The sequence below is a fragment of the Clostridium sp. FP1 genome (assembly GCF_011065975.2).
GTDB lineage: Bacteria > Bacillota > Clostridia > Clostridiales > Clostridiaceae > Clostridium_AD > Clostridium_AD tagluense.
The window spans coordinates 4,188,737-4,207,100 of sequence record NZ_JAAMNJ020000001.1; the positions used below are offsets into that span (position 1 = coordinate 4,188,737).

15 protein-coding genes are annotated in these 18,364 nt (G+C 31.0%); 4 read left to right on the top strand and 11 right to left on the bottom strand.

The genetic code is table 11. The features are described 5' to 3' along the window. Positions 1-58 precede the first annotated feature (58 nt). A complete protein-coding gene (gene pckA, locus G9F70_RS20130) occupies positions 59-1,636 on the bottom strand; it encodes a phosphoenolpyruvate carboxykinase (ATP) (RefSeq protein ID WP_164946925.1) in 1,578 nt (525 codons plus the stop codon). A 482-nt stretch (positions 1,637-2,118) separates the two neighbouring features. After that, complete coding sequence (locus G9F70_RS20135) at positions 2,119-3,822, bottom strand: tetratricopeptide repeat protein (protein WP_164946926.1); 1,704 nt, start codon at positions 3,820-3,822, stop codon at positions 2,119-2,121. Positions 3,823-4,070: 248 nt separating this feature from the next. Here G9F70_RS20135 and G9F70_RS20140 point away from each other — a divergent pair, with 248 nt between their 5' ends. The 3 genes from G9F70_RS20140 to G9F70_RS20150 all read left to right on the top strand — a co-directional run bounded on the left by G9F70_RS20140 (position 4,071) and on the right by G9F70_RS20150 (position 7,460). Beyond that, on the top strand, positions 4,071-5,246 hold the full coding sequence (locus tag G9F70_RS20140) for a CapA family protein (protein ID WP_164946927.1): 1,176 nt from the start codon (positions 4,071-4,073) through the stop codon (positions 5,244-5,246). Between the two features lie 133 nt (positions 5,247-5,379). Then, positions 5,380-6,684, top strand: coding sequence for a Mur ligase family protein (locus G9F70_RS20145; RefSeq protein ID WP_263484341.1), 1,305 nt, complete (start codon positions 5,380-5,382; stop codon positions 6,682-6,684). 47 nt (positions 6,685-6,731) lie between these two features. Beyond that, complete coding sequence (locus G9F70_RS20150; protein ID WP_164946929.1) at positions 6,732-7,460, top strand: type 1 glutamine amidotransferase; 729 nt, start codon at positions 6,732-6,734, stop codon at positions 7,458-7,460. Between the two features lie 70 nt (positions 7,461-7,530). On the opposite strand, the gene G9F70_RS20155 is transcribed toward G9F70_RS20150, so the two are convergent. From G9F70_RS20155 to G9F70_RS20170, 4 genes are all read right to left on the bottom strand, one after another. Further along, positions 7,531-8,808, bottom strand: coding sequence for a helix-turn-helix domain-containing protein (locus tag G9F70_RS20155; RefSeq protein WP_164946930.1), 1,278 nt, complete (start codon positions 8,806-8,808; stop codon positions 7,531-7,533). A 67-nt stretch (positions 8,809-8,875) separates the two neighbouring features. Further along, complete coding sequence (locus G9F70_RS20160; protein ID WP_164946931.1) at positions 8,876-10,174, bottom strand: helix-turn-helix domain-containing protein; 1,299 nt, start codon at positions 10,172-10,174, stop codon at positions 8,876-8,878. Positions 10,175-10,370: 196 nt separating this feature from the next. Continuing rightward, a complete protein-coding gene (locus tag G9F70_RS20165; protein WP_164946932.1) occupies positions 10,371-10,547 on the bottom strand; it encodes a YtxH domain-containing protein in 177 nt (58 codons plus the stop codon). Positions 10,548-10,565: 18 nt separating this feature from the next. Further along, positions 10,566-11,528: a viroplasmin family protein gene (locus tag G9F70_RS20170; protein ID WP_164946933.1), complete on the bottom strand. Its 963-nt coding sequence runs from the start codon at positions 11,526-11,528 to the stop codon at positions 10,566-10,568. Between the two features lie 358 nt (positions 11,529-11,886). Between G9F70_RS20170 and G9F70_RS20175 the strand changes: the two genes are divergently transcribed. Then, positions 11,887-13,647 (top strand): ATP-dependent metallopeptidase FtsH/Yme1/Tma family protein, encoded by a 1,761-nt coding sequence (locus G9F70_RS20175; RefSeq protein ID WP_164946934.1) that lies wholly within the window; start codon positions 11,887-11,889, stop codon positions 13,645-13,647. A gap of 82 nt (positions 13,648-13,729) precedes the next feature. Here G9F70_RS20175 and G9F70_RS20180 read toward each other — a convergent pair whose 3' ends face one another. From G9F70_RS20180 to G9F70_RS20200, 5 genes are all read right to left on the bottom strand, one after another. After that, entirely contained in the window at positions 13,730-14,734 is a 1,005-nt protein-coding gene (locus tag G9F70_RS20180; protein WP_164946935.1) for a rhomboid family intramembrane serine protease, read from the bottom strand. A 50-nt stretch (positions 14,735-14,784) separates the two neighbouring features. Beyond that, positions 14,785-15,843, bottom strand: coding sequence for an HD-GYP domain-containing protein (locus tag G9F70_RS20185; protein ID WP_164946944.1), 1,059 nt, complete (start codon positions 15,841-15,843; stop codon positions 14,785-14,787). Positions 15,844-15,859: 16 nt separating this feature from the next. Continuing rightward, positions 15,860-16,258, bottom strand: a complete 399-nt coding sequence (locus G9F70_RS20190; protein WP_164946936.1) for a DUF6762 family protein — start codon at positions 16,256-16,258, stop codon at positions 15,860-15,862. Between the two features lie 15 nt (positions 16,259-16,273). Continuing rightward, positions 16,274-16,699, bottom strand: a complete 426-nt coding sequence (locus tag G9F70_RS20195; RefSeq protein WP_164946937.1) for a Fur family transcriptional regulator — start codon at positions 16,697-16,699, stop codon at positions 16,274-16,276. A gap of 193 nt (positions 16,700-16,892) precedes the next feature. Continuing rightward, positions 16,893-18,353: an aminoacyl-histidine dipeptidase gene (locus G9F70_RS20200; protein ID WP_164946938.1), complete on the bottom strand. Its 1,461-nt coding sequence runs from the start codon at positions 18,351-18,353 to the stop codon at positions 16,893-16,895. Between the last annotated feature and the right edge of the window lie 11 nt (positions 18,354-18,364).

Genomic DNA, 18,364 nt, shown 5'->3' on the forward strand with positions numbered 1-18,364 from the left:
AAATTTACATAAAAAACCCCAACGGATTTTAAAGCTTTTTAGCCGTTGGGGGTTTTTATTATATACTTATAGGACCAGCTTCTCTTATACTTTCTGGAACTCCTTTGAATTTACTGAAGTTAAGGGTAAATTTAGAAGCGAGTTCACTAGCTTTTAACTTATACTCCTTTTTATCTACCCATGTATTTTCTGGATTTAGTATTTCTGACGGAACATTTGGCACAGCCATGGGCACGGCTATTTTAAATATTGGATGCTGTGTATATTCTATTTCTTTAAGCTTGCCTTCAAGAGCCGCTTTTACCATGGCTCTTGTATAAGAAAGTTTCATTCTTGAGCCTACCCCATATCCTCCACCACTCCAACCTGTGTTTATTAAAAATACCTCAGTATCATGTTTATCTATTCTCTCACCTAAAAGCTTTGCATAAACTGATGGTTTCATTAGCATAAACGGTTCTCCAAAGCAAGATGAAAAAGTGGCTTTTGGCTGCGTAATTCCTCGTTCTGTACCTGCAAGCTTACTTGTATATCCTGAAATGAAATGATACATAGCAGCTTCTTTCGAAAGCTTTGAAATCGGTGGAATAACTCCAAAAGCATCTGCTGTTAAAAATATTATGGTACTTGGATGTCCACCAATTCCACTTAATTCTGCATTTGGAATGTATTCAAGTGGATATGCCCCACGAGTATTCTCTGTTAAGCTACCATCATCATAATTAGGCATCTTATCATCATCAAGTACAACATTTTCAAGCAAGGCACCAAATTTTAATGCGCAGTAAATTTCACTTTCTTTATCTTTATCTAGTTTTATAGTTTTAGCGTAGCATCCGCCTTCAAAATTAAAAACTCCACTATCACACCAACCATGCTCATCATCGCCAATAAGCTTTCTTTCTGGATCTGCTGACAATGTAGTTTTTCCTGTACCAGACAAGCCAAAAAATACTGCTGTCTCGCCATCTTTACCAATATTTGCAGAACAATGCATTGGGAATACACCTCTTAGTGGCAATAAAAAATTCATTATTGAAAAAATAGATTTTTTAATTTCTCCTGCATACTGTGTTCCACCAATTAACACAATTTTCTTGTCAAAATTAACTATTATAAAAGCTTCTGAGTTTATTCCATCAATTACTCCTTTTGCCTTAAATCCAGGTGCTGCAATAACTGTGAATTCAGCCTTGTGGTGCTCAAGCATTGCTTTATTTGGTCTTCTAAATAGTTGATTAGAAAGCAATGCCTCTGAGGCAAGCTCATTTACCACTCTAATAGGTAGTTTATATTCTTCCATAGCACCTACGTAACCATCAAACACAAATAACTCTTTATCGCTTAAATATTTACAAACCTGCTTATATAACTCATCAAAAACGTTTTCTTCTATAGGTAAATTTACCTCTCCCCAATTTATTAATTTCACAACACTTTCTTGTGAAACTATAAATCTATCTTTAGGTGACCTTCCTGTATACTTTCCTGTTTTTACAGCTAATGCACCAGTTTCTGTTAGAGTACCTTCTTCTCTTAGTAATGCAAACCTTACTAAGTCAGATACCGGTAAATTCCTATATATTTTTTTTGATGTTGCTATGTTTAAATAATCTAAGTTTTCTAAACAATCCACAATATTACCCCCCAATTACTATATTCACACGCTTATTAATTTTAGTTATTATACTAATATATTACAACATTTTAATAAAAATGCAAGAAAAAAATTATAAAAATATTAATTTAGTGTTTTTATGAATACGTTCCTTCATTATGCTGAATTATTGCTATTATAGCATATTCTTTTTATATTTTATGATGCAGTAATATACATTCTAATTATAGTACCCTTATTGTGGCTATAAGTTACCTCCAAGTACATATAAAAATATTACCTCCAAAGATATCCACTTTCATTCTGCTGCTTCTAGGTTATTTTCTAGATTAAATGCATTATTTAATCTTTATCAAAATGAATGATATTAGTTTTTAAAAATCACGCAATAAAAAAAATATATATTAAACCAAATAAGTTTGATTTAATATATACTTCACCCAAGATGATATTTAATTCCACCCTATAGTAAATTTTTTCCACAAATTACATGTTACAGTTTAATAAAATAGTGCAAACTCAGGAATTTTTAATTCTTGATTATCTTTGCCCTTAACATAACTTTCTTTAAGTTTGTGAGCCTTATCATAATTTTCAACAATCATTTTTTTAGTGTAATCATCATAGGAGTCATTTAAACCCTTATAGGCTTTGCTTATATTGTAAAAGCCTTTTTCTAAATCCTGCTGAAAAGTGATATAATAACATCCAGCATTATTTAAAGTCAAAATATCTTTTTCATCTCCTTGAGATGCACTTTCAATTTCTGCTTTTGCTTCCACTGCCTTATTTTTAGTCATGTATATAGTTGCTAAGGTTCTATGATATTTAGGCACTACTTCATTTAATTTACTACATATTTTTAAGATTTTTATAGCATCCTCCAGTTTTCCTTCAGTCAGCTTTATTAGTGCCATATTGTATTTTATCTCTGCATCCTGTGGTTTTATAATTGATGCTAAATTAAAATATTCTAGGGCTTTTCCCCTATTATCAGTCTTGTACCAATAATAGTTTGCTAAGTTAAGCATTATATTATAATTATAAGGCTCTTTAGTTAATGCAGTTCGAAAATAAGGCTCCACTGCGAGTTTTGCGGACCCTTCTTTCAATATTTCCGGCATTAAAAATCCATAGTTATCTGGGTATTCGCGATTAAGCTGAATAGATTTATTACAATATTCTTTAGCCTTTTTATAATCTTTCTTGTAAAGATAATAAAAGCCTGCACTATGATAGGCTCCGTAATCATCTGGATGCTGCGAAATTACATTTCTCATTAATCTATCAGACTTTTCTAGCTCATTCATGTTTTTGCACACATTAACTTTTATTAATTGGATTTGCATACTTCCTACATTTTTACTAGAGAGTTCATTAATTAATTTATTTGCTTCATCTACAGTATCTACGCTAAGGGAATATATCTTAGCTAACCACATTTTATATGCTAAATCATTAGGGTATTTTTTTGAAAGAGCAGTTATATTTTGCAATAGGGAATCCTTATTATATAATGCTACTTGGGCTAAAACATCATATATCTTGTATTCCTCTTTATTTAATTTCCATGCGTTTTTTAATTGAATATATCCTTCTTCCCATTTCCCCACAAGCATTAACATTCTAGAGTATTCTGCGGTATCGTAGGAAGACTTTGTATCCACAGGATATCTTGCCATAAGTTCATTTGCAACCTGGATTTTCTTATTTCCCATGTAAACAGTAAACATAGTTTTTATTAAATTTTTGTTTTTAGGGTATTTACTTAATGCAACCTCCCCATCTTTTAGTGCAGCATCATATTCTCCATTTATAAATTCCGTAAAAATAATAGAATTATAGCTCTCACCATCTATTGATTTATATTTCTTTGAGATATCAATATATTTTAATGAGTTCTTAAAATCATTTTTAACAGAATAAATCTCAGCTATTTTAATATTCCATTTTGGTGACCTCACATCTTTTTTTGCAAGTTCAATGTATTTCCCCATAGCCAAATTATATTCCTGTGCGAAAAAATGGGTTTCGGCCTCTGCAACTAATTTACTTAACTCTAACCTTTTATGTGTTATAGTTATAAATATAATGCTTATAACTGTAACACATAAAATAACTAAATAAAGAGCTATTTTTTTAACTCCTAACTCTTTTAGTTTACTGCTGCTTAATAAAGACTTTAGTTTATCTAATTTCACCATAACTCCACCTCTTTATAAATTTGGCAGGATTTTAATATATTACTAAGACTATTTATAATTTATTTTTCTTTAAATATACACTATAGTAATATTCTAACAAATTTATAAGTAAAAAGCTAGAATATTTAATAAAACGTTACATTAATAAGTTAGACAAACATACAATAATGTTATAAAATTATATTGACTTGAATATAGAATTATTTATTGGAAAGCAAAGTGCACTTATATAAAATGGGGGTGTGTTTTTGAAAAAATCACGCAAGAGAAAATTAAACAAAAAAAAGGCAATAAGAAATATATCTTTATTACTATTTGTTTCTGTAATTTTAACCACAGTTGTGGTTAAAACTATTTCTTTTTCTTTGAAGAAGTTTAATTGGAGCCATGCTACTTCTAAGGAGGAAAAAAAGAACCCTAGTGATAAATATACTTCTAATAATGAAGTTGCGAAAGCAAACACAGTAGAGAAAAATACTGAAGTACTCCTCTCTGCTGTTGGGGACTGTACTATAGGAACTGATAGTAAATTTGATTATGCTACTAGTCTTCCGGCTATGGTAACAAATTCTAACAAGGATTTTTCCTATTATTTTAAAAATGTACATAGTATTTTTAGCCGCGACGATGTTACCATTGCTAATTTAGAAACAACCTTTACAGACTCAAATGATAAAGAAGAAAAGCAATATAACTTCAAAGCCACCAGTGATTTTGCTAAAAGTTTAACTCTAGGTTCTATTGAAGGCGTGAATCTCTCTAACAACCATATTTATGATTATAAAGAAAAGGGATTTCAAGATACAAAACTTGCCCTTGAAAAAGAAAAGGTTAACTTTTTTGGAGAAAAAGCCAAATGGATAACCAAAATAAAAGGGAAGCCCTTTGGTTTTTTAGGTTACAGAGGTTGGTCCTTAGACCAAAGTTTTCTTGATAAATTAAAGGAAGATATTCTTGAATTAAAAAAGACTAACTCAGTTATAGTTATAAACTTTCACTGGGGAAACGAAAGAGAGTATTATCCAATAGATGCACAAAAGAAGCTTGCTCGCTTTGCTATTGATAACGGCGCAGATATAATCCTTGGACACCACCCCCATGTAATTCAAGGCATTGAACAATATAAGAATAGAATTATTGCCTATAGCTTAGGGAATTTTTGCTTTGGTGGCAACTCTAACCCTAGTGATAAGAGGACCTTTATTTTTCAAAATAATCTAAAGTTCACGAATAATACTTTAACAGCTATAGGCGTAAGGGTTATCCCTTGCAGTATATCTTCCGTGGATTATAAAAATGACTATTGCCCAACGCCACTTGATGGTGATGCTAAACTAAATTTACTAAGTAATTTAAACAAACTCTCACCAAATTTAGGTTTTAAAATAAGTGATGAATTTTCCTATATTAATGTCAATAATTAACTATAACAATTAAATAATAATATCTAATTGAATAATTACAAATAAATAATACTTAAGTCAATAAGTACAATTAAAGGATGTGTTGGAAATTAAAATTCAGTCATTGGTCAGTATACTCGCTTCAAAATTTATTATGAAATTATCAAAGGTTTTATTTAAAGGTGGCACAAATTTCCCAGGCAAAATCGCCTTAAAGCTTGATCCTGATATTTTGAAAACCATAGCGGCGAGTTATGAGGTTATTCTTGTAACGGGTACAAATGGAAAAACCACCACCACAAGCATGATTTATAGCATTATAAAAGATAGTAATAAGCTAGTAATTACTAATAACACTGGTGCAAATATGTATACAGGAATAGTTGCTTGTTTTATCTCTAATTTTTCTTTTAAAAAATCTCCTGAGAAAAAAATTGCCGTTATAGAAGTAGATGAAGCCAATCTTAAGTTTATAACTGATTATATCTCCCCAAGTATCATTACTATTACAAATTTGTTTAGAGATCAACTGGACAGATATGGAGAGGTCTACACAACTCTTAAGAAAATCCTGGAAGGCGTAGAAAAAGCCCCTAATTCCACGCTTGTTCTTAATGGGGATGAATCGCTACTTGGAAACTTAAACCTTAAAAATCCTATAGAGTACTATGGTTTTGCTACTAAGGTTAACGAAACCAAAATTGTAGATATAAATGCAGATGCTAAGTTTTGCACAATCTGCAAAGCTCCTTATGAATATAACTTTATTACCTATAACCATCTAGGTGATTTCTATTGCAGCAAATGCGGATATAAAAGGCCAGCACTTACATATTCCATAAATAAAATTCTTGATTTAACCACCAGTGGTTCTACTGTTCATATAAATAATAATGAATATTATATAAACCAGCCAGGTACTTATAATATTTATAATGCCCTATGTGCATATTCTGTAGCTAAGGTACTAGGCATTCCGGATAAAACTATAGAGCATTCTCTTAAAACTGTAGCCAGTAGCTTTGGTAGACAAGAAACATTAAAGATTGAAGGGAAAGAAGTTAAAATAATATTGGTTAAAAATCCCGCGGGCTATGATGAAGCTGTAAATACTATTAATCTGGACACAAGAAAAATAAATTTAGCTCTTCTACTAAATGACAATTATGCAGATGGAAAAGATGTTTCTTGGATTTGGGATGTTAATTTTGAACGTTTAACTTCACTTAATATTAATAAAATTATGATATCTGGCATACGCCTGTACGATATGGCAATTAGACTTAAAGTTGCAGGTTTTGAAGCAGACTCCTTCCTCTTATGCAGCCATGATGAAGACCTGCTAACTCAAATTAAATCTTATGATGGCGAAATAGTTTATATACTAGCTACCTATACCGCCATGATAGACCTAAGAAAATTTTTATACGCTAAAGGCTACATAGATAAGATTTGGTAATATATCAAACTTCAAAGATTTAAAAATTCAAATAGAAGGTGAATAATATGGAAATTAACATTTGTCACTTATATCCTGATTTATTAAATGTATACGGGGATGTAGGAAACATTTTAATATTGAAGCACAGAGCAGAAAAGAGAGATATAAAAGTAAATATTGTTAATATATCAATGGGCGATATTTTTAATGCAGAGGATTATGATATTGTATTTTTTGGCGGAGGACAAGATTATGAGCAAGCCATAGTTTCGCCAGACTTAATAGAATTTAAAAAATCTGCTATTGATGACTATATACAAAGTGGAAAAGTTTTTTTAGCCATTTGTGGAGGATATCAATTGCTTGGGAAATATTATACTACTCCAGACGGCGAAAAGCTTGATGGTCTTGGTATTTTAGATATTTATACCGAAGGCGGAGATAAGCGTTTTATAGGAAACACAGTTATTCATAATGAGGCTTTTGATGAAACCTATGTAGGTTTTGAAAATCATTCTGGAAGAACTTATATTAATGACTTAAAACCACTTGGCAAAGTTCTAGTAGGATATGGTAACAACGGAGAAGATGGTTATGAGGGCTGCGTTTATAAAAACACCTATTGTACTTATTTTCATGGCTCCCTTTTATCTAAAAATCCGGAACTTGCGGACAGGATACTTACACTAGCATTAAACAATAAGTATAATGAGGTAGCACTAACAACCCTTGACGATAGTTTAGAACTTAAAGCTAAAGAATTTATAATAAATAGGGAAACCTCAAATAAATAGAATTTTTTCCGGTAAATTTATACTGATATTTAAAATAAAAAAAAGATGTAGACTTAAGAAAATCTTAAACCTACATCTTTTTTTCTAATTGCAACGCTAAACTAAAATACTTTATAGACTCAGCTACACTAGCAAGTTTATGGTACATACTTCCCATTTCTAAGTAGCGCATATATATATCTTGCTTTCCACCAAATTTCAATAGGGAATCTAAAGATAAATTCATGTACATCTCTGCACTAGATGACTGTCCTTGTTTATCAAGAATAATAGCTTTGTAATAATAAGCTTTTTCAATAAATTTAATATCATCTAAATTAATTGCATAATTTAGAACTTCATCAGAAATAGTCTTTGCTAGTTCCAATACATCATTTTCAATGAGCTCATTAACACAATCAAGCATAAAGCTAACAAGTCCTATCATATTATCCTTAGGATAGCAGGCGAGTCCCTTATTTACATATTCAATCCCTTTATCTTTCATATTACAGTCAAACATTGTGGAACCATAATTGTAAATAGCTGTTGCCATGCTAGACGCTTTATCTTTATATAACTCATATGACTTCTTTTCATATTCCCCAAACTTGCCATTTTTCATTCTTATAGATAACATAGCCAACATATGATATATTTCAGCTGCTTTAAATTCAGTATCAACATACTCTACCAAATCTAATAATTTTATTCCTACTTCATAAGCCTTTTCATAATTTTTCAACATAATATTACAAGCCGCTTCATTATAAGTGACTACAATTAATTTTTTATAATTAGGAATTTCACTATCGCTTAACCTTATCCTAACATTACAATAGTAGCTAGATGCTTGAAGGTATTCTTCTTTTATATATAAATGCCTTGCCATATCTATATAGTAAGTCAGCTGGTTATCCTCTATAGTTGTTTTTAAATATAAATCGTAATACTCTGAAGTAATTGCTTGAGTCTTCTCAAAGGCTCTTTTATCTAAGTAAAAATTAAACAACATGTGTACTAGTTCAATAGCTAATTCATAGTAATTATACTTCTGTGCAAATTCCAAATTGTAGCATGCTTTAGTTTCAAACTCATCGCCTTTAGAATCTTGGCCACTCTCTACCTGTTCTCTCAATGCCTTAATATTTTCATCCACTTGTTCCTTTACATTTTCATTTAAATATGCAATATCTATGTCTAATTTTTTGCTAATCAATTCTAAAATCCAAGGTTCTGCCATAACCTTGTTGTTTTCTATACAACTCATTTTAGATACTGAAATTTTGTCATCGCACATCTCTCTTAATGTATACCCCTTATATATTCTAGTTCTTTTTATCTTTTCTCCCGTTGATAATATCTCCATCCTCATCACCTATCTACAGATTAAATAACTATTCTATGAAACAAAACATAAAATAGTTTCATTAAAATTATTTAATTATTCCTAATTTGTTAAATAATTCCACACCTTCATTTAGATATTTAGCTGCATCCTTGTCTCTTCCACCATCAATATAGAACTTTCCAAGCATTATATATATCTCGGCCGCTTCCTTTACTTTCTCTTGCTCTCTTACAAAATTTAGTGCCAATAATAAAGTGTTTTCTGCTTCATTCATATTTCCTTCTAATAAATCAATTCTATATTTTAATAAATAATATTGTTGTAATGCTTTATAATTACCCTCTTCTACATATTCTAAAATTTGCCCAAGTGCTACCTTCGCTTTATTTACATCCTTAAGCTTAATATAATTTTCACATATATTAGCCAATGTGTCTATTAACTTTGAGTCATTGCTTTTTTTTCTAATTTCCTTTGCTTTATTTAAGTGTATAAAGGATTGTTCCACGTTTTCAAACTCATAAAATAATCTCCCTAAATTGTTCTCAATTTCAGAAATATATTTTAAATTATTAATTTCATAGAATACTTTTAAAGTAGCCTTTGAATACTTTATAGCATTTTTAATGTCGCTTTTTTCATTATATTCATTAGCGAGTAATAAAAGTGAATTAGCATATTCTTTCTTACTATCTATTTGCTTAAACTTTTCTTGAGCTAAATATGAATATTTTATAGCACTGTCCACATTTTCTAATTTAAAATAAGTGTAACCTATATAGTAGTATATTTCACCGAGTAGAAAATCATTTCCCATTTCGTTGTCTACAAAAACCTTTTCAGCTTGCTTAAAATAACTTGAAGCAGACTGATAACCCTTAAGTTCAAGCGCTATTTTCCCAAGTTTTAGAAAAGTCTTAATTACCTCTTCATAAGAATTATTTTTGATGAAAATAACATTTGAGGAAAGAAAAACTTGTTGAGCTAATGCAATCTCTTCCCTAGCCATGTATATATCTCCTCTTAAGGATAAGTTTCTTGCTTTTCTATATTCCAATTTGTATTTTTCAGAATAATATAGTGATTTTTCAATGTTTTGCTCAGCTTGCACTAAATCGCTATTTAAAATAAGCGCTTCAGCAATATTTTCATAATACAAACATATTTTTTCGGCTTGAGTTTCTTCTGACTCCATTAGATATTCCACAGTTGTACTTAGTGCATTTGCTAAATATTCTAATAAATCCATGCTAGGATTAGATTTGCTAGACTCAACAAGACTAATTTGTCCTGGAGTTATTCGATCTCCTGCAAGGTCTTTTAATGTCATATTAAGCTCTTTTCTTTTTCGCTTTATTTTTTCACCTAAAGACAATATTTCCATAATCACTCTTCCTTTACTGGATGGTAATCTACATTCTATTAATATTTAAACCATGCTTAGACAATTTTAATTCAATTATAACATAGTTTCTATTTAAACTGCAAAATTTTTGAATAAAATATGGAATTTTTAACTACAAAATTAAAGACTCCAAACCACACATTTTTCAATATGGTTTGGAGTCCTTTAGTTATGTTTATAAAATATAATCCTTCACGCTATCATACATATCTTCTGCCATGTTTTTTACCATTTTACCAGTTTTTCTAACTCTCCTTTTTGTACTTCTATCCATATTAGGAGCAATCATCGCACCTGCAACTACACCAATTATAGCACCTGTTGTAATTGTTGATATAAGTTTACCACGCATAAATAACACATCCTTTCTTTATTTATTATTTATAGCATGTGCATTTTTAAAATAATTAGTCTGTTTATTGCCCTCTAATAAAAAAATAATAAACTCTGATTTTTCTTTGCTAGTAAAATTTTCTATTAAATTCTTAGCATATTCCGGCTTTATATTATACGCGCAGGCAATCTCATCATACCCATATATTTTAGTTTTATCAGTATTCTTTTCATCATAATTAGAATTTATAACATTTATATTTTTTTCTCCCATAGGAGCTATTTTTAAAATTTCTCTCTTTACATCATCACTTGCTACATTTATAATGTTTTTCGATAGCCACTTTTCTACAGTCTTGTCTGAATTTATCTCTAATTTTTCTTTACATTTTTCATCAACAAGTTCATTAAATAAATCGCCCGTGTGACTATCTACCTTTACAAATATGATTTCTAATCCACTGCTCATGAGTTCTTGCATTTTCTTGTAATATTCCTTTGAAGATTCTTCGCGCCGCACCCAAAAACCTGTAGCATGGTAACAAATACCTACATAATCATGGAATATTACTACCTTGCTTTCACCACTCTCCAGGGCATACTGAGCCCCTTTTATTGCTCCTTCTAGTTCCCCTGCTATTTGTCTTATGTTTTTTGCTGAATCACTTTTCCCAGCTCCACTCTCTATATGTACAACTACATCCTTTTGCACAGCCACCATTCCATAGGAATACTCCTGTGTTGAAGCATTATAGCTTCCATCAACATAAACATGAAGACAATCTTTAGGATAAGTGTTATCTGCTTTTGCACGTGAGTTTCCTGCATCACTTAAAAACTTTTCAGCTTCATTTATATCCTCAAAACTCTTATATTTAGCTCCTTTTACGCCTTTTACATATTTTAAGCACTCTGCCCAAGTGTTAACTATTTTATTTTCTATTTTTTCATTGGTAATAGAATTAAATCCTTCCTTTATTGCATAAACTTTCTTTCCCATTTTATCAATTCTCCTTATTTTAAATCTATCGTAAATAAATTATACAACAAATCATGAATTTATCAATTGCAATTTTTACAATATTTACATTTCCAAATTCTATGAGTATCGTTGGACAAGTCTTTATAAAAATATTATAATAGCCCTTATAGTCCACATGGATTTTTAGTACAGACTATATCACTTCAATATATTTTTGGTACAGTTTATAACATTCATAAACTAATATCAGCAACAAATATAAAAGTATACCCAATAAATCAGTAAAAATAATGTAAGATATATTACGCGAAAGGATGGTGAATGAAGCGACGTAAAAGCTATATTAAAGCTATAGTGGTTTTCTCGCTTCGAACTTATGAATAAAATTAAAAACAAGTATATTTTATTTCCTGTTATCACTGCAATTTTTTCCTTAGTATTTCTCGTTTTTGTGAGTAATACCTTTAAACTATCTAAAGATAAATTGTATGTGGATTTTCTTAAAGATACTACCTCAAATAATATATCCAGTGTATACGTAACTACTTCTCCTAAAATTCAAGTTAAACTTAAAGATGGTACTGTTTATCAGACTGATAATCCAAGAACAAATAATTTTAAAGAAAATTTATTAAAAAGTGGTATAAATGTTTCTGAGCAAACTCTAACTAATCCTGCTGAAATAGCTTCCATTGCAGGTTTTGTAATATCACTTATAGTTCTTGGAATTATGGCCTTCAAATCTTCAAAGATAAAAACAAAAAGTATGTTCTCAGCTACAAATCTTGATGTAGCCGCAGTAGAAGATATAGGTTTTAACTTTGAAAATGTAGCAGGCAACGAAGAAGCTAAAGATAGTGTACAGGATGTAGTAGATTTCCTTAAAAACCCTGGAAAATATTCTGCTTATGGCGCTAGAATGCCAAAAGGAATAATTTTATATGGAGATCCAGGAACCGGTAAAACCCTACTTGCAAAAGCTGTAGCTGGAGAAGCAAATGTACCTTTTTATGCGGTCTCGGGTTCTGATTTCGTACAAGTATATGTAGGGGTAGGTGCTGGCAGAATTAGAAGCTTATTTAAGAAAGCAAGAGGTCACGGCCGCGCAGTTATATTTATTGATGAGATCGATGCTATTGGTAAGAAAAGAGATAATGGAAGTGGTGGTGGTTCTGACGAAAAAGATCAGACACTTAACGCTCTTTTAACAGAGATGTCTGGTTTTAATGAAACAGAAGGCATAGTTATAATTGCAGCAACTAATAGGCTTGATATGCTAGATCCCGCTCTACTGCGCCCTGGACGTTTTGATAGACATATTGAGGTTACCTTACCTGATGTATCTGCCAGAGAGAAAATTTTAAAACTTCATCTTGAAAATAAACCTATTAAGGATATAAATTATGGTGAATGGGCACACAAAACTTCCTATTTTTCAGGTGCAAAACTAGAGAACTTAACCAATGAAGCTGCTATTATTGCTTGCAAGGAGAATTCTTCATTTATTGAAAATGAACATTTGGATAAAGCTTATTCAATAATGCTAGCTGGTTATGAAAAAGTTGACAGAGGTTATATTAAAGCTGAAGATAGAAAAATTACTGCCTTCCACGAAGCAGGACATGCCTTAATTTCACTTAAAATGCTACCAAAGGATAAAGTATCTAAAGTTACTATAATTCCAACTACCAAAGGTGCAGGCGGTTATACTTTGAGTATCCCTGAAGATAAGCTATATCAGAACAAGGAACATTTAAAGAAAAGAATAATGGTACTTTTAGGTGGTAGGGCTGCTGAAGAGATTATTTTTGGACAGGACTCCGTAACCACAGGTGCTTGCAATGACCTTCAAAGAAGTACTCAGCTTGTAACAAACATGGTAACAGAATATGGTATGGGTGAAGCATTAGGACTCCTCACTATGGATAAACTAAGTGATTCAGGTCTTACAAATCAAGAAGCAGTATTTTCAGAATGTAAAAACTTAATCTCAGAATTATATGAAGAGGTTAAAAATATTCTAAGGGATGGAAAAGAATCACTAGAAGCTGTGACAGATTTATTAATCCAAAATGAAACTATATATTACGAAGACCTAATTAATATTATCGGAGACAAAATCCATAATGTTGCATAAAATCATTCAGCCCCCCAAGGTAAACCTCTGGGGGGCCTATTTATTATATTTTCTAAATCATAACTTCAGAGGGTAACCCCCATTACTCTTCTGCTTTAAAACTAACTAAAAAGGCTATAAGCATTCCACCAATAAGTCCACCTATATGAGCAAAATTATCAATATTTGGTAATGATACTCCAATAAATATATTTATAAATATAACTGATAAAATACTTCTTATAAACCCCTTTCCAGTTCTACCTTTAGACTTAATTGCAAAAACAAGTACTGCACCCAGTAGTCCAAAGATTGCACCAGATGCTCCAATTGAAACACTTGTTGAAAAAATATAACTAAATATAGAAGCGCATATGCCAGAAATAAAATAAATAGCAATATACTTTACCTTTCCATAAACCTTTTCAACCATTGGCCCAATAGAATAAAGTGAATACATATTCACACCCAAATGCACAATGCCACCATGTAAAAACATACAGGAAATAAACCTATAGTATTCTCCCTTTGCGATTAACTCATTAACCTTAGCACCAAGTAGAACTAAAACATTAATATCACTGTTAAACATACTCCCTTTTGCATAAACATAGCTCAAATAAGCAGTAACTAAGTACATTATAACATTTATAGCGATAATACCTATCGTAACCCAGGGTTTATCAGCTAAATTTGTTTTTTCACTATTGCTTTGCAGATTGTTATTACTCATTACGCTTGCCAGTTCCTGTACCACTTGCAAATTTACATTTTCGCAGTAGTTCACTTTTTTATCTTTTATATCTACTCTAATCAATGGTTTTTCTAATAAATTATTTATTGAAAGAGCTTTTGTATCACTTTCCATACTGAATTCATCCTCAGAGAATAATATATATATATTGTTTTTGTCCTCTGGAATATCATATTGTTTTAATCCATCTAAGCTTTGCGAACTAATAAATATTAATCGATAGGTCACCCCATTAATATCTTTACTCACTGTCCACAGCTCAGATTTACCATCCACACTTCTAATGTCCTCTAATAAATATCCATATTGCTGAGTAATGCCCTCTATAACAATTTTTATAGTTTTTTCTTCCATATTTTACTCCTATAGGGTGCCACCCACATAGCAAGTGAGCAGCACCCGTATCATATTATTGACTTGACTGTAATGTTTTTGCACTCAAGTAAATCTATTTCATAAAATTTAATAGGTTTCCTAGTCTCAGTTTCATAAAGCACCCTTATTACAGGTCTATCAGGAAAATTTTTATTTTGCTTAATTACATATCCTTCAACTCCGTTGGATAACCTTAAACAAACACCTAATGGAAATACTGAAAAGGTTTCTTTGAATCTTCGTACTATTTCTTCATCAAAGGCATTTCCACTTCCTGCTAAAATTAACTCGTAAGCATCACTAGGATTAAATTTTTCTCTATAAGTTCTATCATTACTTACAGCATCATAAACGTCACAGACACAAATTATTTTTGCAAACTTAGAAATTTCATTGCTGGTAAGTCCAAAGGGATATCCCTTTCCATCAACTCTTTCATGGTGATGTTCCACTGCTTTTAAAACTTCAGTAGATATGGACAAATTCTTTTCTAAAATACTCCTCCCATAAATAGGATGTTTCTTAATTTCTTCAAACTCTTCAACTGTTAACTCGCCCGCTTTAGTTACTATCTCTTTAGGAACTTTAGTTTTACCTATATCATGAAGGATTGCTCCTATGCTCAATTCTTTTAATTCACTTTCCTTAAGATTCATTGACATTCCAAGAAAAATAGCCATAATTCCAGTATCTATAGAGTGGAGATAAGTGTAATTGTCATAAGTTTGAACATCGAACAAACTTTTATTTACATCACCCAACTGAATAATATAATTAACTAAGTCTTCCACTACTGCTAAGGACTCCTTAGTACCTTTCTTATCTCCCCCAGTTACATTTTTCATTATTTTAGACATATTTTTCATAGTTATTGATTTTAAGTTACTTAATTTTTCGTCTTCTATGGATATATCATCTAATCTAGCATCTTCCACATATACAAAAAAAACACCTAATTGTTTAAGTTTTTCGATATATTGCTGCGTCAACTTAACTCCTGTTCGTAGTAAGATACTTCCGTCATTTGTAAGTATATTTCGCCCTAGAATTTCATCAACCTTTATACTATTAATAAATTCGAGTCTCATGGCCACTCCTATACATCTATTTGTATTCTTCTTGTTTTCCTTTGATTTTTTCAAAAACTTCCCTGAGTTCTTGCTTTATTAATTCACATATTTCAATTATAGCTTCATTAACAGGCATATGATCTTTTGAATACTCGAATCTAACTACCCATGTTGGGTTATATTCATCATCCACAGCCTCAATAGAATATCCTTTATCTCTAAAGGCTTCTTCATTAAAATAATCATAAATTGCTGTAAATTGCCACTCTTCCACATCATCATGAGTATCAAAAAACAAGTTTATGAGTTCTCCATAATAATTTAATTTTGTAACAAATTCTGCACCTTCAGAAGCTTCATAGCTTCCAAGTTCCTTAACAAATTGATTAGTCTCTTTATCTATTTCCATTAAAACTAACGAAGAAAATTGCATAAAACTCACCCTCTCTTACTTATTATATTTATTACATTCTTTACATTCCCTACAAATTCCTTTTAAATAAACATGACTTTCTGTAAGCGTTATTCCTGTCTTTGCTTTTATTTGTTCTTCTATTTGAGGTATTGGGCAATCTATAACCATTTCCTTATGACATAAATCACATTGAATTATATGTTTATGAGCATTTGTAATTAGGGTATAGTTATACATATTGTTTCCCAAGTCAAATTTATTTAAAATCTTTTTACTTTCAAGCAAATCTAAAGTCCTATATACCGTGGACAAGTCTATTTTTATGTTGTCCTTTGTAAGTATAGAGTATATGAGATTTGCATTTATAGCCTCACTACTTGCAAGTATAATTTCCAGTATGCTTTTTCTTGGTTTAGTAACCTTAATATTATTGTCTTTTAAATATGAAATTACATCCATCTACATCACCTTACTACATTATTATAACAATTATAATATACCTCAATCCGCTCACCAATACAAGCAGTGCTTGAAATATTGCATTAAAAGTTTATTTTTAATTATGTACCCCTATCTTACAAAAAGGCTCCTACAAAAGTAGAAGCCTTTCTAAATAAAGTAAAATGGGTTTATCCACAATAGCGGATTTTGATTATTTTATTTCCGTAAGTATTGCCACTAAAAAACTCCACATTCTATCTGTTGAAGATATACTTAGGTGTTCTTTAGGAGTGTGTACATCATATATATTAGGTCCGAAAGATATTTGATCAATCTTACCTCCAAATTTTTCACTAATTAATCCACACTCAAGGCCTGCATGTATAGCTGCTATTTCAGGCTTGTTGCCATTTATATCATTATATACTTTTTCTAGTATAGTTCTTATCTGAGATTTCGGATTATATTGCCATTCTGGGTAATCAGATTGAAATTCTATAGTTGCTCCTGTCATTTCTGCAAGTACTATAGTTTCATCACATATAGCTTTCTTTAATGTCCTTACGGAACTTCTTACTGCAGAATCAAACACTACCTCTTTACCAGAAGTTGTAAGAACTCCTATGTTGGTTGAACTTTGTACCAAGCCTTCAATTGCCATACTCATATTTTTAACTCCATTTGGAATGAGGAAAAGTATTTGAAGTGCTTTTGTTGCAGTGTCATCAGAAAAAGTTCTTTTTACTTTATTGCCCAGTATTTCCATCGCTAAATTAACTTTTGGGTCAGTTACAGTTAGTTCGTCTTTCAATATAGTATTCCACTGTGCTATCTTTTCATTAACTATTCCTTTATCATTTTCTCTAAACAATATAATAGCATCAGCTTCACGAGGAATTGCGTTATTTTTAGCTCCTCCATTTATGCTGTTTATTTTGAAGTCAATAGCTGATTTTAAATCCATTAAGAAACGTCCCATAAGCTTTATAGCATTTCCTCGCTCTTTATTGATTTCCATTCCAGAGTGGCCACCACTTAAACCGATTAATTTTATTTCACAGTTTATAAAGTTTTTATCTGCTTCTTCCCAAGTTATTGGAAGCACTATTTTTTCTCTTACTCCACCTGCACAACTTACTAAAAGTTTGCCTTCTTCTTCTGAATCTATATTTATTAATATTCTTCCATCTAAATTTTTAGGATCTATAGCCTGAGCTCCACCCATACCTGTTTCTTCTTCAGTAGTCACTAATAATTCTAGTGCTGGATGAGGAATATCAGTAGCTGCAAGTACCGCAAGACCAAATGCCACTGCAATACCATTGTCTGCACCTAAAGTAGTGCCACTCGCTCTTAAAAAATCTTCTTCTACAATAAACTCAATAGGATCTTTTTCAAAATCATGCACTACTTCTGTGTTTTTTTCACAAACCATATCCATATGACCTTGAATTATTATAATTGGGGCTTTCTCATAGCCTTTTGTAGCAGGTTTTTTAATTATTACATTTAATGCACTATCTTGTATTACATTTAAATTATGCTTTTTAGCAAAGCTTACTAACCAATCGCTTATTGCTTTCTCATTACCAGAACCTCTTGGAACCTCATTCATCTCTTTGAAATATTTAAATGCCTCATATGAATTTAAACCTTTTAATTTTTCTAACATTTTTATCATCC